A 19,865-nucleotide genomic window follows, 5' to 3' on the forward strand; every position below is an offset into this window, starting at 1 on the left:
TCAACGTCCTGCACGCCATCTTGCGCACCCGCAAGCCCTACGACCCCGGGCACCAGATCCGCACCGCAGCTTGACAGAAGCATTAGGCAGCCTCCCCGGGGGTGAGCCAGCGGTAGGCGAGGTCGACCGCGAGGTTGGCGGCGACCACGACCAGCGTGCTCGCGATCACGATGCCCTGCAGCACGGGCAGGTCCTGGCGGGTCACGGTGGACTCGGCGAGCGTGCCGAGGCCCGGCAGCCCGAACACCGTCTCCACCACGACCGCGCCGCCGAGCAACTGGCCCGTCTCCAGCCCGATCACCGTCACGTACGGCACGGCCGCGTTGCGCAGCGCGTGTTTGCGCAGCACGGTGACCGCGAGCAGCCCCTTGGCCCGCGCGGTCCGCACGTAGTCGGTCTCCAGCACGTCGGCCAGCGCCGCCCGGAGCTGGCGGGTCGGCTCGACCGCGGCGGCCAGCCCCAGCGTCAGCGCGGGCAGCGCCAGATGCGCGGCGAAGGCGCCGATCCCGTCGCCGATCGGCCGGTAGCCCGTGGCGGGGAAGAGCGGATAGGTGATCGCGAGGGCGAGGATCAGCAGCAGCCCCAGCCAGAACGACGGCGTCGCCACGGCCAGCGCGGTGCCGGAGGAGATGACCCGGTCGAGCCGGCCGCCGGGCCGCAGCGCCGCCAGCGTGCCCAGCGGGATGGAGATGAGCACGGCGACGGCCATCGCGGCGAGTGCCAGCGACAGCGTCACCGGCAGCCGCTCGGCGAGGATCTCGGTGACCGGCTGCGAGTTGTACAGCGAGGTGCCGAGGTCGCCGGAGAGCGCCGCCGCGGCCCAGTTCACGTACCGCACCGCCACCGGCTGGTCGAGCCCCAGCCCGGCGCGGACGGCGGCGATCTCCTCGCGCGTGGCGTGCTCACCGGCGATGTGGATGGCCGGATCGCCGGGCACCAGCAGCGACAGGCCGAAGGTGATGATCGAGACCACGAACAGCACCACCGCCGCGCCGGCGAGCCGTTTGAGCAGGAAGACGGGCATCACGGCTCAGCCCATGCCGACGACGCGGATGTCGTCGTATCCGGTCAGCAGCCGCTCGAAGTCGCGCACCTTGTCGTTGGTGGCGAAGTACAGCTTGCGATTGCAGATGGGGACGTTGTAGGCGTGCTCGGACGCCAGCTTGACGATCTCCCGGTAGCCGCTCTCCCGCTCGGCGGGCTCGGTCGCGCTCCGCGCCCGCTCGGCGAGCTCCTCGATGCGCGCGACGCTCAGGTCGCCCGGGTTGTTGAGCCCGCCCTTCAGGTAGTCCTGCTGGGTGATGAGGCCGGGGTCGGGCGCCGCGGCGCCGATCTGGCTGAGCAGGGCGTCGGCCTCGCCGCGGTTCTGGTAGAGGTCGATGGACTGGTCGGCGCTCATCGGCCGCAGCTTCATGTCGACGCCGACCTGCTTGAACTGATCCTGTACGGCCTCGCCCACCTGCACGTACGCGGTGTTGTTCCACACCAGCGCGGTGAAGGAGAAACCGCCGGCCAGGCCCGCTTCGGCCAGCAGCTTCCTGGCCTTGTCCGGGTCGTAGGGGTAGGCGCCGTCGAGCGTCGCCTCGTGCGCCCAGTGGCCGGCGGGGGCGGGCTGCACGGTGGGCAGGCAGGAGTTCAGCAGGAGCTTCTCGGAGATGGTGCGCCGGTCGACGGCGTGGTTGAGCGCCTGCCGTACGCGGGGGTCGGCGAACTTGGAGCGGGCGGTGTTGATGTTGATCTGGTAGACCAGCCCGGTCAGGAACTCGTTCACCTTCAGCCCGGACTCGCGGGCGGTGTCCACCTGTTCCGGGCGGATGAGCGTGGCGTCGTACTGGCCGGAGCGCACGCCGTTCAGCCGGGTGTCGTCCTCGTTGACGAACGACATCTCCAGGCCCTTCATGCGCTGGGCCTTGGGGTCGTAGTAGCCGGTGAACGGCTGGTAGACCACACGGTCGTCGCGCCGGTAGGAGGTGACCCGGTAGGGGCCCGAGCCCACCGGGGCCCGGTCCAGGTCCGGCTTGTCGAAGGCCGCGGGGCTGATGAGCGCGCCGCCGCGATGGGCGAGGGCGTTCAGCAGGGCGCTCTCGGCGCCGGTGAAGGAGACGACCACCTTGGCGTCCGCGACCTCGACAGCGGTGATCATCTTGAGCAGCGCCTTGGCCGTGGAGCCCTGGGCGTTCCTGGCGCGCTCCAGGTTCGCCCGCACGGCCTCGGCGTCCAGGGCGCTCCCGTCGTGGAAGCGGGCGCCGGAGCGGAGCGTGAAGGTCGTCTTCTTGCCCTCGCGGCTCCAGGACTCGGCCACCATGGGGCCGATCCGGCCGTCGGGGCCAACCGTGACCAGGCGGTCGTAGATCGGGAAGAGGTAGAGCTCGTCCCAGGCGGTGGAGGCCTTGTGCGGGTCGAGGGTCGAGGGGAAGGCGGTGTAGGCGAAGCGCAGGACCCCGCCGCCGCCCGCGGCGGAGCGGGCGGGTTCCCCGCCGCCGCGCGCACATCCCGCGCCAAGGGCGCAGGCGGTGAGCACGGCCAGGGAGGCCGCTGCGACGCGGCCGGTCAGACGTGACATCTGAGCCTCCTTACGGATGCAACTCCTCCCAGCACGCACGGCTGAGATTGGCAATGTGGCCCCGTGCCCCCGCGACTCCCGGCAGCCCGCCGGGCAGGATCGCGGGTACCTCGTCGGTGTAGACCGCCAGGACGTAGCGGGGCTCCCCGCCCGCGAAGAAGACACCGGCGTCGCTGACGTCCCGCCAGCCGGCGCCGCTTTTGTGCGCGACCGGCGTGCCGTACGGCAGCAGCGCCGGCAGCGCGTCCCTGAACTGCTGGCGGCGCAGCACGTCGAGCGCGAACGCGCACAGGCCGGGCGGGCACCCGAGGCGCTCGGCGGCCGCCTCCTCCCCGGCGGCACCGCGCGCGATGAGCTCCAGCAGGCGTGCCTGGTCGTCCGGCGTCGTCGCGTTCGTCGCCTCCACCGGATGGTCGGGCGCGAGCGGGGGGATCAGCGCGTGCCGGTGGCGGGTGGCGGTGAGCCCGGCCGTCTCGCACCATTCGTTGACCGCGTCGAGCCCGATCCGGTCCAGGACGTGCGCGGTGGACAGGTTGTCGCTGAGGATGATCATGAGGGTGATCGTGTCGCGCAGCGACAGGGACAGCCCGGTGTCCAGGTGTTGCAGGAGGCCGGTGAACACGCGGTCGCGGTAGCGCCCGTCGATGGTGACGCGGTCCTCCAGGTCCAGCTCGCCCCGGTGGACCGCGCGCAGGACCGTCATCATGACCGCGACCTTGCGGGTGCTGGCCGCGGGGAACGGCCGGGACCCGTGCCGTGAGGCGGCCCCCGCCTCCTCGCCCCGGCCGAGGCCGATGAGCGACCAGCCCGTGACGAAGTCCTGAGCCTCGCACAGCTCGTCGAGACGCCTGGCCGCTCGTTCCAACTGATGCATGACGGGGACTCTAGGCCAAATCGATTTGGCATCACAAGGGTCGATGACAAATCGATTTGGCAGAAGGGCTTAAGGTGGCCCCATGAAGACCTCAAGGGCGCGCCCGAGGATCCGTGACGTCGCCGAGGCGGCCGGTGTGTCGGAGACGACGGTTTCCCACGTGCTCAACAACAAGGGAAGGGTCGACGCCGCGACGCGGGCCAGGGTGGCGGAGGTGGCCGAGCGGCTCGGTTACCGGCCCAACAGCAACGCCAAGAGCCTGCGCTCCGGGCGCACCGACACGATCGCCCTGCTGCTGCCGGTCGGCGTGGACACCACCAACAGCCACCACATCCTCGCCGTGGACTTCTACCTCTCCCTCACCATGAACTGCGTGGAGGCCGCCTTCGACCGCGACCAGGCCCTGCTGCAACTGCCCCCGCTGCGCAAGCTCGGCGACCTGCGCAGGTTCAGCATCGACGGCGGGATCGTCGTGGACCCCGTGCCGCAAGATCCGCGGGTCGCCATGTTCCACCAGCTCAACGTGCCGGTGGTCACCATCGGCAGGGACATCGCCCGCCCCGGGGACCCGTGGTGGGTGGCGGCCGACAGCGCGGCCAGCACCACGGCGGTGCTCGACCATCTCGCCGCCGCCGGGGCCGAGCGCGTCGCGATGCTCTCCGTCGACATCGAGTGGTCGTGGTTCACCGACGCCGAGCGCGCCTACGCCGAGTGGTCGCGGGCGCGCGGGCGCGACCCGCTGCTCGTGCTCGCCAAGCCCGACAAGCTCCCCGGCAGCGCGGCCGAGGCCGCGAACGCGCTGCTCGACCTGCGGCCCGACGCGGTCTACGCGCCGCCGCAATGGCTGGCGACCGGGCTGCTGCGCGCGGCGCGCGAACGCGGCGTACGCGTGCCCGGCGACCTGCTCGTCTCGGTCGGCGTCGACAGCCACCTCGCCCGCACCAGCGAACCGCCGCTGACCGCCGTCGACCTCGACCCCGCCCGCACCGCCAGGGAGGCCGTCGACCTGCTCGTCCGCCGGATCGAGGACGGCGAGCCCGCCGGTCCCCGCCTCATCCCGGCCGGCCTGCGCCCCCGCGCCTCCACCCTCGGGCGGGAAGGAGCCGGAACCGTCGTCTCGTGAGGGGTGAAACCCCTGCTAGCTTATTTGCCCACATATGTACGTTTGTCGGGAAAGCCGAGGCGGCGTGGGCAAGTCGAGCGTTCTGTCAGTGATCGGCTGGACGCTGCTGTCCGTCCTCGTGCCGGGTGCCGCCCATCTGCGCGCCGGCAGGCGGCGCGCCGGAATCGTGATCCTCGTGGTCTACGCCCTGGTGCTGGCGACGCTGACGACGGTCGTCCTGGTCAACGGCAAGCAGCTCGCCGGACTGGTGGCGGACCCGTCGATGCTGACCGGCCTGATCGCCGGCTGCGTGGTCGCGGGACTGGCCTGGTCGGCCGTGGTGGTCGCCTCGTACGTGGCGATGCGGCCGGGGAGCCTGCCGCGCAGGGCGCAGGCCGCCACCGGGGCGGTCGCCGGGGTGCTGGCCGTGGCGGTGGCGGTGCCGTTCACCTTCGTGGCGGCGACCGCGCGCACCTCCAACGAGGCGATCGGCGAGGTGTTCAAGGAGACCGCCACCAAGCCGATCGACCCCAAGGACCCCTTCGACGGGCGGCGGCGCCTCAACATCGCCCTGCTCGGCGGTGACGGCGCCGCCTCCCGGCAGGGCGTGGGCATCAGGACCGACAGCATCAACGTCGTCAGCATCGACGTGAAGACCGGGAACTCGGTCCTGTTCGCGCTGCCCAGGGAGATGGAGAACGCCCCGTTCCCGCCGGGAAGCGCCATGGCCAAGCGGTTCCCGCCGCCCAAGAACTTCTGGCTGCCCCCCGGTCAGGGCCGGGGCAGCGCCGACCTGCTCAACGGCGTGTGGGCGTACGCCGACACCCACCCCGAGGTCGCCGGCCACACGCGCACCCGCGCCGGAGACGCGCTCAAGGGCGCGCTCGGCCAGATCCTCGGCATCAAGGTCGACTACTACATGATGGTCAACATGTGGGGCGTGGCCCGGCTGATCGACGCGCTGGGCGGCGTCACCATCAACGTCGAGCGCGACATCTGCTACGGCGTCGGCCGCAGCGACGGCGGCGTGGTCAAGGCCGGCACCCACAAGCTCAACGGCGAGCAGGCCCTCTGGTACGGCAGGGCCCGCGACCACCCCGGCAGCACCTGCGCCGGAGGCGACAACAGCACCCGGATGAAGCGCCAGCAGTGCGTCATGAACGCGATGCTCAGCCAGCTCCAGCCGGCCAACGTGCTGCTGAAGTTCAACGCGCTGGCCCGCGCCGCCAAGAGCACGTTCGTCACCGACATCCCCCGCGACCTGCTGGGCGAGCTCGTCCCGCTGGCCGACCGGGTCAAGTCGGGGCGGGTCTCGACGATGAACTTCGTGCCTCCCGCCTACAACCCGGCCTACCCGGACTTCCCGCGCATCCGCCGGGCCGTACGGACCGCCACCACCGGCGCGACCACGCCCCGGCCCACACCGTCGTCCACGGGCACGTCCACGCCGTCGCCCTCGGCGGGTGTCACCAAGAAGCCCAAGCCGACCGGCGGGGTGTCCAGGCTGGGCTCCACCTGCGCGGCCTGACCCTCGGGAGGGGGTCGTTTTGTCGCCGCGCCCGGCTACTCTCCGGGTTGTGGATGCTGTCGAACCGCTCCAGATGCCGCCGATGGTTCTGTACCAGGGCAAGACTCCCGCGTTCCTGCTCGCCTGGCGACGGGGCGCCGGCCACTGGGAGGCCCGCCTGGCCGTCCCGCAGTCGCAGGTCGACGTGCGCGGCGAGCCGGTGCACGGGCTCAACTACCGCTGGGCGCCGGCCGCGGAGCTGAACAACCTGCCCCGCGTCGACTACTCGGCCGTGCCGCGCCCCGGTCCCGGCGAGGCGGAGCCGCGGCCGTTGCGGATGCCGCCGATGGTGCTGGTCAAGGGCGGCGACCCGGCCTTCCTGCTGGCCTGGCGGCGCGGGACGGACCACTGGGAGGGCTTCCTGGCGGTGCCGCCCGGCGCCGGAGCCCAGGGTGAGGGCGTCGTCCACGTGCGCGTGGGCGCCGGGGCCATCACCAAGCTGCCGGAGGTCGACTACAGCGAGGTGCCCGCCCCGCCCCGGGAGGCCTGAGCGGTGTTTGCCCAACGTTCGCCTGGTTCGCCGGAAGGTCTTGGGCGTACGCGGGTACCTGGGTGACATGGGAAACACTGAGGCCGGAGAATCTGTCGTCGATCCGCAGGCCGCCGCCGAGGACAGCCACCTGCTGGAGATCACCCCCGGGCTGAGCGTGGACAGCTCCGACGACGACGACCCGGTCCTGATCCGCCCCGACGGCCAGGCGGTGTCCACCTGGCGCGAGCACTATCCGTACGCCGAACGGATGGACCGCGCGCGCTACGACCACGACAAGCGGCTGCTGCAGATCGAGCTGCTCAAGCTCCAGTACTGGATCAAGCACACCGGCGGCCGGCTGGTGATCCTGTTCGAGGGGCGTGACGCCGCGGGCAAGGGCGGCACGATCAAGAGGTTCACCGAGCACCTCAACCCGCGCGGCGCCACGGTCGTCGCCCTGGAGAAACCCAGCGAGCGCGAGCGGACCCAGTGGTACTTCCAGCGCTACGTCGCCCACCTGCCGTCCGCGGGGGAGATCGTGCTGTTCGACCGCTCCTGGTACAACCGCGCCGGGGTGGAGCGGGTGATGGGGTTCTGCACGGATGAGCAGTACCTCGAGTTCGTCGAGCAGGCGCCGCTGTTCGAGCGGATGCTGGTCGAGTCGGGCATTCACCTGGTCAAGCTGTGGTTCTCGGTCTCGCGCGCCGAGCAGCGCACCCGGTTCATCATCCGGCAGGTCGACCCGGTCCGGCAGTGGAAGCTGTCGCCCATGGACCTGGAGTCGCTGGACCGGTGGAACGAGTACACGGCCGCCAAGGAGGACATGTTCCTGCACACCGACACCGAGATCGCCCCCTGGACGGTGATCAAGAGCAACGACAAGAAGCGCGCCAGGACCGAGGCGATGCGCCACGTCCTGAGCCTGTTCGGCTACGAGGACAAGGACGAGAGCGTGGTCAAGACCCCCGACCCGCGCATCGTGATCTCCGCGGCCGACATCGTCGACGAGGACCACACCGGCATGAACGGCTCCCGCTGACCCCGATCAGAGCGGGCGGCCCATCACCTCGCGCAGGACCCGCATGACGTTCCCGCCGAGGATCTTCCTGATGTCGGCCTCGGCGAAGCCCCGGCGCACCATCGTCTCGGTGAGCTTGGGCAGGTCGGCGGGGCGTTCGATCTCGGCGGGGGTGAAGCCGTCCCCGATGCCGGGCGTCTGCGCCGGCCAGCCGCCGAAGACCTGCCGGAAGTAGTCCTCGATGAAGTCGGGGCCGAGGCCGACGTGGTCGGCGCCGGCCACGTTCACCAGGTGTTCGATGTGGTCGACGACCCGCTCGGCGCTGGAGTCGGCGGGGTCGATGAACATGGGGATCGCCGCCGCGACGCTGATGACGCCGCCGCGTCCGGCGATGGCCCGCAGCTGGGAGTCGCCGAGGTTGCGATGGATCTTGGTGATCTCCAGGCAGGCGGAGTGGGTGGCCAGGAACGGGCGCGTGAGCACGTCCAGCACCTCGTCCACGCCGTTGGCGCCGAGGTGGCTGATGTCGAAGACGACGCCGAGCCGTTCCATCTCGCGCAGCACGTCGATGCCCTGCGGGGTCAGTCTGCTGCCGGAGCTGTCGTCGAGACCGCTGCCGTCGGCCAGGAAGGTGCGGCCGTAGTGGGCCAGGGAGACGACGCGTACCCCGGTCCTGGCCAGGGCGTTGATCAGGCGCGGGTCCTGGCCGATGGCGTGCGCGCCCTCCAGCGCGATGATCAGCGCGATCCTGCCCGCGGCCACCGCCGCGTCGACGTCGGCGCCGGTCAGGCAGACGGCGACCTCGTCGCGGTGCTCCTCGGCGAGTTCGTGGATGCGCTCGATCAGCAACAGGGTACGGCGCAGCGCCCCCTCCGACTGGAACTGCTCCTCGATGCAGATGGGCAGCACCTGGACGTTCACCCCGCCGGCCCGCAACTGGGGCAGCCAGTATTCGGCGAAGTGATCCCGGTCGCCGCGCCGGTCGTGGTGGTCGACGAGGAGGATCAGGTCGTTGTGCGTGTCGGCGACGGTGGCGTGCCGGTGCAGGGCCATGGCGTCCATGCGGGGAATCTCCTCGGCCGGTGGGATTTCGACCGAGGCTACGCCGGCGCCCGCCGGGGGCGTCATCGGCAGGTGTAGCAGATCGCGGGCCGTATTTCCGACCACCGTCCATCGGAACCGCACCGGCGCCGAATCAGACTCGGACAGCACCGAGCTTGAGGAGGAGACCAGATGAGTGGGGTTCCGGCGCGTCCCGCGCTACCCGATCCGGAGCACATCTCCGCCACGGGCCGCCACGGGATGATCTCGACGTCGCATCCGGCGGCGACGCGGGCGGGCGTGGCGGCGCTGCGAAGGGGCGGCAGCGCCGTCGACGCCTACCTGGCGGCGGCGGCCGTGCAGACGGTGGTCGAGCCCACGATGACGACGCTCGCGGGCACGATGTTCATCTCGGTCTACGACCCGGCCGACGGCCGCAGCCGCTTCCTCGGCCATCTGGGCACGATCCCGGCGGCCGAGGACGGCGACCTGGACGAGGCGGCCCGCCTGTCGGGCCGCACCGTGGTGGCACCCGGATGGCCCCGCGCCGCGCACGAGGCGTGGTCGCGCTGGGGCCGGCTGCCGTGGGCGGAGCTGTTCGGCGAGGCGCGGGTGGCGGCGCGCGAGGGGTTCGTGGCCGACGAGCTCCTGTGGGGATGGGCCTTCGAGTTCCGGCGGGCGGCGGGCCGCTTCGAGGCCGGGCGCGACATCTGGTTCCCGGGCGGCCGGCTCTTCCGGGTGGGCGAGGTACTGCGTCAGCCCGCGCTGGGCCGTACCATCGAGCAGCTCGCCGAGCAGGGGCCCGGCTACATCTACGAGGGCGAGTTCGCCAGGAGGTACGTGGAGACGGCCAGAAGGGCCGGCGGCCGGATCACGCTCGACGACATGGCCGCGAGCACGGTCACCGAGGGCGACCTGACGCCGCTGCCCGTGGCCGGCGGGCTGGAGCTCCACACCAGCGGCCCGCTGTACGCCCTCCTGCTCAGCCTGTCGGAGCTGGCCGGAACCGACGACCTGTACACGCGGATGCGCATCGTCGAGGAGGCCTGGCACCACGGCCTGGCCGACGTCTCGGCGGGCTACCGCGTACGCGAGCCCGGCGACATGGCCGCGGCGGTCTCACCCGAGACGGCGGAACGGCTGCTGCTCCAGGTGCTCAAGGGAGAGCCGAGGCCGTTCGAGGCCATGAACCTGGGCACCAACGCCATCGTCGCCGTCGACGAGCGCGGCATGATCGCGCACGGCACCCATTCGGCGACCTCGACCCCGTTCGGCGCCGGGCTGACGGTGGACGGGGTGATCGTGCCGCGCCCGATGTTCATGTGCGCGGACCCGGTGGTGCCGATCCCGGACGGCTGGTCGACGTCCCTGCTGGCCCTGCGCGACGGGCGGCCGGTGTACGCGGCGGCCTCGCCCAGCATCTCCGCGCTGCAGAACGTCTTCCAGAACGCGGCGAACGTGCTGCGGCACGGCATGTCGCCGAAGGAGTCGGTGCTGCGGCCGATGTTCGGCGCGTCGATGTACCCGAGCAGGCGGCCGATGGTGGAGGCCACGATCGGCGAGGACGTCATCGCCGAGGTGGAACGGCGAGGGCTCGGCGTCACCCGCGTCTCGCCGTGGGAGGTGGAGATGGGCAGCTGCCAGGCCGTCGCCATCGACGAGGACGGCACCTTGCACGGCGTCGCCGACCCGCGCCGGCTCGGCAGCGCGGCAGGTCACTGATGGGAAAGGAAGGCCCGTGACGAGTAACGACGAGGTTCCAGGACCGGCGAGCCCGAGGGTACGGGTCCGGCGCAAGGCGGATCGGGGATCGTACGATCCGGAGCTGGTGCGGCGGATCCTCGACGAGGCGCTGATGTGCCGGGTCGCCTTCGCCGACGGCGGGCAGCCGTACGTGCTGCCGACCCTGCACACGCGCGTCGGCGACCTGCTCTACTTCCACGGCTCCCAGCGCAACCGGATGCTGGAGCGCATGCTGGGCGAGCCCATCTGCGTCGAGGCGACCGTGGTCGACTCGCTGGTGCTGGGCCGCTCGGTGATGGAGAACTCCATGAACTACCGCTCCGTGGTGGTGCTCGGCGCCGCCCACGAGGTGCTGGAGCGGCAGGAGAAGCTGGAGGCGATGCACGCGCTGGTGGAGCGGATCGCGCCGGGCCGCATCCCGGAGCTGCGCCCGCTGACCGACGCCGAGCTGAACAGCACCCGTGTGCTGGCGGTGCCGCTGACGGAGTGCTCGGCCAAGGTGCGCACCGGCCCGCCGATGGACCGGGCCGGCGACTACGACCTGGACGTGTGGGCGGGCGAGGTGCTCCTGCGGGTGTCCGCGACCACACTGGTGCCCGACCCGCGGCTGAAGGCGGGCATCGAACCCCAGCCGGCTTTGGTGGAGTGGAGGCGTGATGGGCTCTGAGGAACGCGTGTACGGCCGCTTCGACTTCGGCCTGACACCGGAACAGGAGGAGCGGGCACGGCGGCTGCACCACGACGGCGTCGTCATCGACCTGCTCTACCAGGGCCCCTGCTCACCCGACGTGTGGACCGCCGAGCTCGTCGCCGAACTGGACGCGCTCGGCTCCGACGACCTGTTCACGGTCGCCTTCTTCCTGCAGAAGAAGGCGCTGGCCGGGCAGTTCCCGAGGTACAAGGAGGTGATGGACGCCTCCGGGGTCACCGCCCCGGCCACCGGCGGTTACGTGCTCCGTGACAAGGCGTCGATCCTGGACGCCGCGCACCTGGCCGCCCGCGCGCTGGAGGCCTTCCCGTGGATGCGCCGCGCCCGTAGGGCCGGCGACATCCGGGCCGCGCACGCCGCCGGCGGCCAGGCGATCTGGGGCCTGGTCCAGACGAACATGCTCGCCCCCGGCGACCTCGACCTCATCGACATCGCCCACGACCTGGGCGTGCTCAACACCGTCGACTGCGCCTACAACAGCATGAACTTCATCGGCGCGGGCTGCACCGAGCGCTACGACCCCGGGCTGAGCCACTTCGGGCTGCAGTTCGTGCGCCGCTGCGACGACGTCGGCGTGATCGTCGACACCGCGCACTCGGGCCGCCAGACCACCCTCGACGCCTGCGCCGCCTCCCGCAAGCCGGTCATCGCCACCCACACCTCCGCCGCCGCCGTCTTCGCCCACGACCGCGCCAAGAGCGATGACGAGCTGCGCGCGATCGCCGGGACCGGCGGGGTGATCGGCGTCTACGTCGTGCCGTTCTTCCTGGCCGCGCCGGACGACCCGAATCCGACCATCGAGCTGTTCCTCGACCACGTCGACCACATCAGCGACCTCGTCGGCTGGGAGCACGTGGCCATCGGCACGGACTGGCCGCTGGCGCTGCCCCCTCACGTGATGGAGGCGGCCTTCGCCGGGAAGCAGGCCGACTTCGGGTTCCGGCCCGAGCACGGCATCGACAAGGTGACCAGGACGCTGGACGGCTTCCGCGACTACCGCGACCTGGTCAACCTCACCCGCGGCCTGGTCTCGCGCGGCTACGACGACGACCAGGTCCGCGGCATCATCGGGGAGAACTTCCTGCGCGTGTTCGAGGCGGTCAACGGCTGAGGTCCACCCGGCCGCGCAGCAGGATGCTCCAGCCGGAGGCCCGGTCCAGCCGGGCCTCGAAGGCGCTGCCGTACGGGCTGAAGTGGCGCAGTGTCTCGTTCTCGGCCAGCTCGCCGTCGGCGAGCGCGAGGACGAGACGGGCGCAGGTGCCGGTCCCGCACGGTCCGACGTTGACGATCCGCTCGCCCCAGACGACCGCGCTGCGGGTGTCGCCGTCCACGACGGGCTCGGTCAGCAGCAGCAGGCCGGGCCGCTCGCCGGTCCGCGCGGCCAGCTCCGCGCCCGCCTCGCGCAGGAACGCGTCGCCGGGACCCGCCAGCTCGTCCGGGCGGCCCAGGTCCAGGCCCGCCGCGGCGGCGGGCAGCGCGAGGAAGGAGTTGCCCGCGACGCTCACCGCCCGCACCGTGTACGGTCGCCCGCCCACCTCGACCACGTACGCGCCCGGCGGCCGCGCCGCCGCCGGCATGCGCAGCGTCATCGTGCCGTCACCCCGGTCGGTGGCGCGGATCAGCCCGCCCGCGGTGTCGAAGACGACCGTGGCCCCGTCGCCGGGGGAGCGCACCGCACCGGCGAACATCGACGCCTCGCCGCACCCGCCGAGCGGCCCGTCGGCCGCCACGAACAGCAGCCCGTCGTCGGCGTCGGGACGCGGCGGGCGGGTCACCACCGCCACGATCGCGCCCGGATCGCCCGCCATCGCGGTGAAGAACTGCGCCCGCACCTCCTCCAGAGCCGGGCCGAGCGCCGCCCCGACCCCGGCCATCGAGTCGGCCCCGTGGGCGATCGAGGTGAGGTCGGCGCAGGCGACGGGCTGACCGGATGTCGAACCGCTGGCCAGGAACCTGTGAGTCATGCCGCCCATCGTCGGCTCGCGCGGGCCCGCCGCTCGACGGACGGACGCAGGAAAGAGCGGGGCCCGGTTGCGACGGGCGGCGGTTGCTTGGACAGCCGTCGAAAGCGGGTCACGCGGGCTTCGTCCGGGCGCGGAGGAAGCCGGGGCCCGGCGCGCGTATCGTGCGGAAATGAGCGTACTTCCAGCGGGCAGTGGTGTTTCGGGTTATAGGCTCACCGCTGTGACCAGCGAGTTGCAGCGTCTCGTGGACGGCCTGGGCCGGCGGCTGCAGCGCAACGTCACGGTCGACGACCGGCGGCTGCGGCAACTGGCCTTCTCCTCGCACGAGTACGGCGAGATCGACCGGCTGCGCGAGCAGTCCATCTTCCGGCGCGACGTCCCGGACGGGGCGCTGGAGTGGACGTTCGGCGCCGGCGCCCGCTCAGCGCCGGGGCCCTTCCGCCCGCCGGTGGCGCCCGAGATCGGCGCCACGATCCAGCGCCTGTGCGTGCCGATCCGGCAGGAGGGAGCGCTCCTGGGGTTCATCTGGGTCCTGGAAGGCGACGACCCGCTGTCGGAGGAGGAGCTCGGGAGCGTCCTGGCCACGCTCGACACGATCGCCATCGTCATCCAGCGCGACCAGCTCGCCCAGGAGCTGTACCGGAGCCGGGCCAGGGAACTCGTGCGCGACCTGGTCGTGGGCGACGACGCCCGGCTGCGCGAGCACGCCGCCGAAGAGCTGATCGACGCCGACCTCTTCGTGGCCGCCGAGCCCGTCGTGGCCATCGTCGTCACCGTCCACGCCGGCGAGCAGGCGCTGACCGACATCGAGCGCTCCACGCTGGAGGGCTGGCTCGAACGTGTCAGCGGCCGCCTGTCCGACCGCCGCCACATCAGCCTGGTCCGCCGCGACCACGGCCTGCTCCTGCTGTCGGACAAGGACCCGCTGGTCAGCGGTGACGCCAAACGCCACCTCGCGCAAGAGCTCCTGGACCACCTCGACCGCGACCTGTCGGGCGCCGACGTGGCCGCCGGCATCGGCGAGCCCGTGGGCGAGCTGTCGGCCTTCTTCCAGTCCTACGGCCAGGCCCGGCGGGCCGCCCGGGTCACCCGCCTGGTGGAGGGGTTCGGCCGGGTCGCCGGCTTCGACCGGCTGGGCGTCTACGGCCTGCTGGTCCGCATCCCGCTCGACGAGCTCACTCCCCAGGCCCTCCCGCCGGGCCTGCGCCGCCTGCTGGACGCCGGGGCCAAGGGCGAGCAGCTCGCCGACACCCTCGAAGCCTTCCTCGACCACGCGGGCGACGTGCAGGCCGCCGCCGAGCAGCTGTACGTGCACCGCACCACGCTCTACTACCGGCTGCAGCGGATCGAGGAGTACACCGGCGCGCACCTGGCCGACGGCGAGGACCGCCTGGCACTCCACCTCGGCCTGAAGATCGCCCGCCTGATGGGCCTGCGCCACCACCTCTGACAGTTCCGACAATCTGCCGAAGCGCCGGGTTCATTCTTGCGACTGCTGTCGTTAGGACGGCGGCCTCCGCTGTATGAAACTGAGCCGCAACCAGCTCAGACCGGGGGACGCCGGCCGATTGGAACCACCCATGCGCAAACCGCTCACCCTCCTTGTCTCCATCGCCCTGGCCACCGGTTGCGCCGGCGCGTCACCGCCGGGCGGCGGCGGGCTCACCTTGGCCAAGGACGGCACCTTCACCTTCGCCATCCCCGCCGACCAGGGCATCCTCGACCCCTACCGCAACCTGCTCCCGCTCGGCGAGATGGGCAGCCTGGCCTACGACCCGCTCGTCAACGTCACCCCCGAGGGCAAGGTCGTCTCCGGGCTGGCCACGTCCTGGAAGGCCGACGCCGAGACCGCCACCTTCACCCTCAGGAAGGGCATCACCTGCTCCGACGGATCCCCGCTCACCCCGAGCACCGTCGCGCGCGTCTTCGGCTTCCTCAAGGACCCGAAGAACCAGTCGCCCATGTACGGCCTGCTGGTGCCGACCACACCCTTCGAGGTCAGCGCCGACGACGCCGCGGGCACGGTGAAGGTGACGATGAAGAAGCCCTTCGCCCTCCTGGTCGAGACGCTGGGCCGCGTCCCCATCGTCTGCGACAAGGGCCTGGACAACCCCGAACTTCTGGGGACGACCTCGGCCGGCAGCGGCCCCTACGTCCTCACCAAGGTCGTCCGCGGCGACCACTACACCTTCACCCGCCGCGACGGCTACACCTGGGGCCCGGACGGCGCCGCAGGCAACGCCCCCGGCAGCCCGGCCACGATCGTGGTCAAGGTCGTGCCGAACGAGACCACCCGCGCCAACCTGCTGCTGTCCGGCGAGATCAACATGGCCGGCGTCGGCGGCCCGGACCGCGACCGCCTCCAGGCCCGCAAGCTGGAACGTTACGACGTGTCGACCATCCTCGGCGAGCTCTGGTACAACCAGCGCGACGGCCGCCCCGGCGCCGACCCGCTCGTCCGCCAGGCGCTCACCGCCGCCCTCGACCTCGACGAGCTGACCAGGGTCTCCACCACCGGCACCGGCAGACGGGCGGGCAGCCTGGTCGCCAACCTCGCCCAGCCGTGCGCCGCCGACTCCGCGACCGGCCGCCTGCCCGCCGCCGACCCCGTACGGGCCGCCGCCCTGCTCGACCAGGCCGGATGGGCCAAGGGCGCCGACGGCACCCGCGCCAAGAACGGCAGGAAGCTCCTCATGGACCTGCACTACAGCCCCAGCGAGGGCGAGGGCAGCGTGGCCGCCACCGAACTCGTGGCCAAACGCTGGCAGGCGGCCGGCGTCACCGTGAAGCTCACCGCCGACGACCCGGCCGCGCTGTCCAGGACCATGTTCGAGACCGGCGACTTCGACGCCTACTGGGCCGGGTTCAAGTTCGACCTGCCCAGCCACATCCTGCCGTGGGCCTCCGGCGAGGCCCCGCCCAAGGGCCAGAACTTCGCCGGCATCGACAACCCAGACTTCGTCAGGCTGGCCGCCGAGGCCGCCGCCACCCCCGGCGCCGCGGGCTGCAAGCTCTGGAACGAGGCCGAGCGGGCCCTGTTCAAGGCGGCCGACGTCGTCCCGATCTCCATCGCCCAGCAGCCCTACTACTTCCACAAGGCCAAGGCCGCGACGGAGGGCTGGCTGCAGCAGCCGATCCCGACCAGCATCAGGGTGCTGCGGTGAGGAGCCCCTGGGTGGCCTTCGCGCTGCGCAGGACACGCCGGTTCGCCGTCTCGCTCTGGGTCCTCGTCACCGCCGCGTTCCTCATGATCCACCTCATTCCCGGCGACCCGGTGCGCGGCGCGCTCGGGCTGACCGCGCCGGTCGAGCTCATCCGCGAACGCCGCGCCGCCCTCGGCCTGGACGACCCGCTCTGGACGCAGTACCTCGACTTCCTGCGCGGCCTGGTCACCGGCGACCTCGGCACGTCGATGGTGAGCAACATGCCCGTGGCCCAGACCATCGGCGAGCGGCTGCCCGAGACCGTCAAGCTCGCGCTGCCCGCGTTCGCCCTGGTGCTCGCCACGGCCATCCCCATCGGGCTGGTCATGGCCGTCCTCACCAGGGGCGGGCGGCGCCGGGCCGGGGAACTGGCCTTCACCTCCGGCAGCGTCTTCCTGGCCGCCATCCCCGAGTTTCTGCTGGCCGTGGGGCTCGTCTACGCCTTCGCCGTACAGCTGCCGTGGTTTCCCGTGGCCGGGCGGGACGGGCTCATCTCCTACGTCCTGCCCGTACTGGCCCTCGCGATCGCGCCCGCGGCCATCCTGTCCAGGATCGTGCGCGTCGAGCTGCTGTCGGTCCTGGGCGACGACTACATCCGTACGGCCCGCGCCAAGCGCCTGACCGCCCGCCTGGTCTACCTCCGGCACGCATTGCCGAACGCGCTCACCGCCACCCTCACCGTCGCCGGCCTCACGCTGACCGGGATGGTCGTCGGCACCGTGCTCGTGGAGAACGTCTTCGCCTGGCCGGGGATGGGCTCCACGATCGTCGAGTCGATCCTGCAGAAGGACTACCCGATGGTCCAGGGCGTCGTCCTCGTCTACGGGGCCGGCGTGCTGCTGGTGAACCTGCTGGTCGACGTGCTCCTCGCGGTGCTCGACCCCCGATCCGCGATCAAGGAGGGCTGATGGCCCGCAAATGGCTCGCCGCCGCCCGCACCCCGATCGGGGCCTGCTCCGCCGTCCTGCTGGTCCTCGTCGGCGCGCTCGCCGTACTCGCGCCCGTCCTCTGGGGCGAGGCCGCGGAGCTCACCGACACCAACGCCATCCAACAGGGCCCCTCCGCGGCCCACCTGCTGGGCACCGACTCCCTGGGCCGCGACCTGTTCCTGCGCGTCGCCGTCGCCACCCGGCTGTCGGTCTCGCTCGCGCTCGCCTCCACCGCCATCGGCCTGGTCGCCGGCGTCATCCTGGGCCTGGCGCCGTCGGTGCTGCCCCGGCGGGCCGGACGCCTGGTCACCGCCGCCGTCGACATCGCCGTCGCCTTCCCCGCCCTCCTGCTCGCCCTGTTCCTCGCCGTCATCTTCGGGGTCGGCGTCAAGGGCGCCGTGCTCGCCATCGGCCTGGCCGGCGCCCCGGCCTTCGCCCGCCTCACCCAGACCCTCGCCGCCTCCGTCTCCGGCCGCGACTTCGTCTCGGCCGCCAAAGTGGCCGGAGTCGGCAGGATCCGGCTGATGACCCGGCACATCCTGCCGAACATCGGCGAACCCCTCGTCGTCAACGCCACCATCGGCGCCGGCGCCGCCCTGCTCGCCTTCGCCGGGCTCTCCTTCCTCGGCATCGGCGTGCAGGCGCCCGGCTACGACTGGGGCCGGCTGCTCGGCGAAGGACTCGACCGCATCTACACCAACCCCGCCGCCGCCCTGGCGCCCGGGATCGCCGTCGTCGTCATCGGGCTGGCGTTCAACCTCTTCGGCGAGACGGCCGCCGCCGTGATCGGCATCCGCGTGCCCAGGACCCGGGTGCGGGAACGGCCGCCGCCCGCCCCGGCGACCACCGCCCGCGGCAAGGACGAACTGCTCGTGGCCGAGAACCTCGAGGTCGCCTTCCCCGGCGTCACCCCCGTCCGCGGCGTCAGCTTCACCATCGCCCCCGGCGAGGCGGTCGGCATCGTGGGGGAGTCGGGCTCCGGCAAGAGCCTGACCGCGCTGGCCGTCTCCCACCTGATCGAGGCGCCCGGCGTGGTGCGGGCGGACCGCCTCGACTTCCTCGGCGTCCCCCTGCTGTCGGCCCGCCCGGGGGAGTTGCGTACGCTCCTCGGACCCTCGCTGTCCATGGTCTTCCAGGACCCGATGACCTCCTTCAACCCGGCCCAGCGGATCGGCCGCCAGCTCGCCGAGGTGGCCGAGGCCCACCAGGGGCTGTCACGGCGGGCCGCCATGGAACGCGCCGTCGACCGGCTGCGCGCCGTCCACGTGGGGGAGCCGGAACGCCGCGCCCGCCAGTACCCGCACGAGTTCTCCGGCGGGATGCGGCAGCGCGCGATGATCGGCATGGGGCTGATGGCGCGCCCGCGCCTGGTCGTGGCCGACGAACCCACCACCGCGCTGGACGTCAGGGTCCAGCGCGAGGTGCTCCGCCTGCTGTCGCGCATCCGGGCGGACGGCGCCGCCGTTCTGCTGATCAGCCACGACATCTCCGTGGTCAGGAAGACCTGCTCGCGGCTGCTGGTCATGTACGCGGGACGCGTGGTCGAGGACCTGCCCGTCATCGCCACCCCGCGCCACCCCTACACCCGGGCCCTGCTCGCCACCGTCCCCGACCTGGACACCGACCTGGACCGGCCGCTGGCGACCATCCCCGGCCGCCCGCCCGGCCCGCACGAGGTCCCGCCGGGCTGCGCCTTCGCCCCGCGCTGCGCCCTCGCCGCCGAGCGGTGCGTCCGCGAGGATCCCGCCCTGGCGCAGGCGGCGCCCGGCCACCTCCTCGCCTGCTGGAACCCGGAGCCGCCCCATGAGTGACCTGCTCTTCGACGACGTGACCGTCCACTTCGGCGCCGCCCGCGCCGTGCACGGGGTCACGCTCGCGGTGCCGTCCGGCACGACCGTCGGCCTCGTCGGCGAGTCCGGCTCCGGCAAGTCCACCCTCGCCCGCGCCGCCGTGGGCCTGTCACCGATCACCTCCGGCCGCGTCCTCCTGGACGGCGCCGACGTGACGGCCGCCCGCAGGCGCCCGCTGCAGATGGTCTTCCAGGACCCCTACTCCGCGCTCAACCCCCGGATGACCGTCGGCGAGTCCATTGCCGAGCCCATGCCGCGCGAGACCTACAAGGGCGCCGCGGGCAGGCGCGCCGCCGTCGCCGACCTGCTCGCGCGGGTCAGCCTCGACCCCGGCCGCGCGTCCATGCTGCCCGGCCAGCTCTCGGGCGGCCAGCGCCAGCGCGTGGCGCTGGCCCGCGCCCTCGCCGGCCGCCCCAAGGTCGTCATCGCCGACGAGATCACCTCGGCCCTGGACGTCTCGGTGCAGGGCGCGATCCTCAACACGATCAGGGACCTGCGCCAGGAGCTGAAGCTCACGATGCTGTTCATCTCCCACAACCTGGCCGTCGTCCGGTACGTCAGCGACCACATCGCCGTCATGTACCAGGGCGCCATCGTGGAGTCCGGCCCCACCGACCAGATCATCACCGCCCCCGCCCACCCCTACACCCAGGACCTCCTCGACGCCGCCCGCCTGTGACCCACCCGGCCCGCCATCACCACCGCCCCCGCCTGTGACGCGCCCGGTCCCCGTGACCCGCCCGGTCCGGTATCGCCACCGCTCCCGCCGGTGACCCACCCGGCCGGTATCACGACCGCCCCCGCCCGTGACCCACCCGGTCCGGTACGGG

At 72.3% G+C, this 19,865-nt stretch carries 17 protein-coding genes; 12 read left to right on the forward strand and 5 right to left on the reverse strand.

Going from position 1 to position 19,865, the window contains the following annotated elements; translation table 11 throughout:
• Positions 1 to 82: 82 nt before the first annotated feature.
• Genes ACFWY5_RS47465 through ACFWY5_RS47475 form a run of 3 tightly spaced genes read right to left on the reverse strand, consistent with a single transcriptional unit; the run spans position 83 to position 3,437 of the window.
• Positions 83 to 1,024 (reverse strand): ABC transporter permease, encoded by a 942-nt coding sequence (locus ACFWY5_RS47465; RefSeq protein WP_379638832.1) that lies wholly within the window; start codon positions 1,022 to 1,024, stop codon positions 83 to 85.
• A gap of 6 nt (positions 1,025 to 1,030) precedes the next feature.
• A complete protein-coding gene (locus tag ACFWY5_RS47470) occupies positions 1,031 to 2,563 on the reverse strand; it encodes an ABC transporter substrate-binding protein (RefSeq protein ID WP_379638833.1) in 1,533 nt (510 codons plus the stop codon).
• Between the two features lie 10 nt (positions 2,564 to 2,573).
• On the reverse strand, positions 2,574 to 3,437 hold the full coding sequence (locus ACFWY5_RS47475; protein WP_379624882.1) for a serine hydrolase: 864 nt from the start codon (positions 3,435 to 3,437) through the stop codon (positions 2,574 to 2,576).
• An 82-nt stretch (positions 3,438 to 3,519) separates the two neighbouring features.
• Between ACFWY5_RS47475 and ACFWY5_RS47480 the strand changes: the two genes are divergently transcribed.
• From ACFWY5_RS47480 to ppk2, 4 genes are all read left to right on the forward strand, one after another.
• Positions 3,520 to 4,560 (forward strand): LacI family DNA-binding transcriptional regulator, encoded by a 1,041-nt coding sequence (locus tag ACFWY5_RS47480; RefSeq protein ID WP_379638834.1) that lies wholly within the window; start codon positions 3,520 to 3,522, stop codon positions 4,558 to 4,560.
• Positions 4,561 to 4,648: 88 nt separating this feature from the next.
• A complete protein-coding gene (locus tag ACFWY5_RS47485; protein ID WP_379638835.1) occupies positions 4,649 to 6,067 on the forward strand; it encodes an LCP family protein in 1,419 nt (472 codons plus the stop codon).
• Positions 6,068 to 6,116: 49 nt separating this feature from the next.
• Positions 6,117 to 6,596 (forward strand): hypothetical protein, encoded by a 480-nt coding sequence (locus ACFWY5_RS47490; RefSeq protein ID WP_379624888.1) that lies wholly within the window; start codon positions 6,117 to 6,119, stop codon positions 6,594 to 6,596.
• 67 nt (positions 6,597 to 6,663) lie between these two features.
• Positions 6,664 to 7,617, forward strand: coding sequence for a polyphosphate kinase 2 (ppk2, locus tag ACFWY5_RS47495; protein WP_379638836.1), 954 nt, complete (start codon positions 6,664 to 6,666; stop codon positions 7,615 to 7,617).
• 6 nt (positions 7,618 to 7,623) lie between these two features.
• Here ppk2 and ACFWY5_RS47500 read toward each other — a convergent pair whose 3' ends face one another.
• Positions 7,624 to 8,658 carry a dipeptidase gene (locus ACFWY5_RS47500; protein WP_379624892.1) on the reverse strand — a complete coding sequence of 345 codons (1,035 nt, stop codon included), beginning with the start codon at positions 8,656 to 8,658 and terminating at the stop codon, positions 7,624 to 7,626.
• 171 nt (positions 8,659 to 8,829) lie between these two features.
• Here ACFWY5_RS47500 and ACFWY5_RS47505 point away from each other — a divergent pair, with 171 nt between their 5' ends.
• From ACFWY5_RS47505 to ACFWY5_RS47515, 3 genes are read left to right on the forward strand one after another with little or no spacing between them, the layout of a single operon-like run.
• On the forward strand, positions 8,830 to 10,359 hold the full coding sequence (locus ACFWY5_RS47505; RefSeq protein WP_379638837.1) for a gamma-glutamyltransferase: 1,530 nt from the start codon (positions 8,830 to 8,832) through the stop codon (positions 10,357 to 10,359).
• A 16-nt stretch (positions 10,360 to 10,375) separates the two neighbouring features.
• Positions 10,376 to 11,047, forward strand: a complete 672-nt coding sequence (locus tag ACFWY5_RS47510; protein WP_379624896.1) for a pyridoxamine 5'-phosphate oxidase family protein — start codon at positions 10,376 to 10,378, stop codon at positions 11,045 to 11,047.
• Positions 11,037 to 12,200, forward strand: coding sequence for a dipeptidase (locus ACFWY5_RS47515; RefSeq protein WP_379638838.1), 1,164 nt, complete (start codon positions 11,037 to 11,039; stop codon positions 12,198 to 12,200). Before ACFWY5_RS47510 ends, ACFWY5_RS47515 begins: the two co-directional genes overlap by 11 nt.
• Here ACFWY5_RS47515 and ACFWY5_RS47520 read toward each other — a convergent pair.
• Positions 12,190 to 13,053, reverse strand: coding sequence for a proline racemase family protein (locus ACFWY5_RS47520; RefSeq protein ID WP_379638839.1), 864 nt, complete (start codon positions 13,051 to 13,053; stop codon positions 12,190 to 12,192). The two genes, ACFWY5_RS47515 and ACFWY5_RS47520, sit on opposite strands and share 11 nt — an antisense overlap.
• A 220-nt stretch (positions 13,054 to 13,273) precedes the next feature.
• Between ACFWY5_RS47520 and ACFWY5_RS47525 the strand changes: the two genes are divergently transcribed.
• From ACFWY5_RS47525 to ACFWY5_RS47545, 5 genes are all read left to right on the forward strand, one after another.
• The gene (locus ACFWY5_RS47525; protein ID WP_379638841.1) at positions 13,274 to 14,503 is read left to right on the forward strand and encodes a PucR family transcriptional regulator; all 1,230 of its coding nucleotides are present in this window, start codon (positions 13,274 to 13,276) and stop codon (positions 14,501 to 14,503) included.
• Positions 14,504 to 14,633: 130 nt separating this feature from the next.
• Positions 14,634 to 16,217: an ABC transporter substrate-binding protein gene (locus tag ACFWY5_RS47530; RefSeq protein WP_379638842.1), complete on the forward strand. Its 1,584-nt coding sequence runs from the start codon at positions 14,634 to 14,636 to the stop codon at positions 16,215 to 16,217.
• A complete protein-coding gene (locus tag ACFWY5_RS47535; protein ID WP_379624906.1) occupies positions 16,214 to 17,164 on the forward strand; it encodes an ABC transporter permease in 951 nt (316 codons plus the stop codon). The genes ACFWY5_RS47530 and ACFWY5_RS47535 overlap by 4 nt, the downstream gene beginning before the upstream one ends.
• Positions 17,164 to 18,996 (forward strand): dipeptide/oligopeptide/nickel ABC transporter permease/ATP-binding protein, encoded by a 1,833-nt coding sequence (locus tag ACFWY5_RS47540; RefSeq protein WP_379638843.1) that lies wholly within the window; start codon positions 17,164 to 17,166, stop codon positions 18,994 to 18,996. Before ACFWY5_RS47535 ends, ACFWY5_RS47540 begins: the two co-directional genes overlap by 1 nt.
• Positions 18,989 to 19,714, forward strand: coding sequence for an ATP-binding cassette domain-containing protein (locus tag ACFWY5_RS47545; protein ID WP_379638844.1), 726 nt, complete (start codon positions 18,989 to 18,991; stop codon positions 19,712 to 19,714). The genes ACFWY5_RS47540 and ACFWY5_RS47545 overlap by 8 nt, the downstream gene beginning before the upstream one ends.
• Positions 19,715 to 19,865 lie beyond the last annotated feature (151 nt).

The sequence above is a fragment of the Nonomuraea sp. NPDC059007 genome (assembly GCF_042740555.1).
GTDB lineage: Bacteria > Actinomycetota > Actinomycetes > Streptosporangiales > Streptosporangiaceae > Nonomuraea.

Coding starts and splice junctions, on each gene's coding strand:
- ACFWY5_RS47465 (WP_379638832.1), bottom strand. CDS start 1,024: ATGCCCGTCTTCCTGCTCAAACGGCTCGCCGGCGCGGCGGTGGTGCTG.
- ACFWY5_RS47470 (WP_379638833.1), bottom strand. CDS start 2,563: ATGTCACGTCTGACCGGCCGCGTCGCAGCGGCCTCCCTGGCCGTGCTC.
- ACFWY5_RS47475 (WP_379624882.1), bottom strand. CDS start 3,437: ATGCATCAGTTGGAACGAGCGGCCAGGCGTCTCGACGAGCTGTGCGAG.
- ACFWY5_RS47480 (WP_379638834.1), top strand. CDS start 3,520: ATGAAGACCTCAAGGGCGCGCCCGAGGATCCGTGACGTCGCCGAGGCG.
- ppk2 (WP_379638836.1), top strand. CDS start 6,664: ATGGGAAACACTGAGGCCGGAGAATCTGTCGTCGATCCGCAGGCCGCC.
- ACFWY5_RS47500 (WP_379624892.1), bottom strand. CDS start 8,658: ATGGACGCCATGGCCCTGCACCGGCACGCCACCGTCGCCGACACGCAC.
- ACFWY5_RS47505 (WP_379638837.1), top strand. CDS start 8,830: ATGAGTGGGGTTCCGGCGCGTCCCGCGCTACCCGATCCGGAGCACATC.
- ACFWY5_RS47515 (WP_379638838.1), top strand. CDS start 11,037: ATGGGCTCTGAGGAACGCGTGTACGGCCGCTTCGACTTCGGCCTGACA.
- ACFWY5_RS47520 (WP_379638839.1), bottom strand. CDS start 13,053: ATGACTCACAGGTTCCTGGCCAGCGGTTCGACATCCGGTCAGCCCGTC.
- ACFWY5_RS47530 (WP_379638842.1), top strand. CDS start 14,634: ATGCGCAAACCGCTCACCCTCCTTGTCTCCATCGCCCTGGCCACCGGT.
- ACFWY5_RS47540 (WP_379638843.1), top strand. CDS start 17,164: ATGGCCCGCAAATGGCTCGCCGCCGCCCGCACCCCGATCGGGGCCTGC.
- ACFWY5_RS47545 (WP_379638844.1), top strand. CDS start 18,989: ATGAGTGACCTGCTCTTCGACGACGTGACCGTCCACTTCGGCGCCGCC.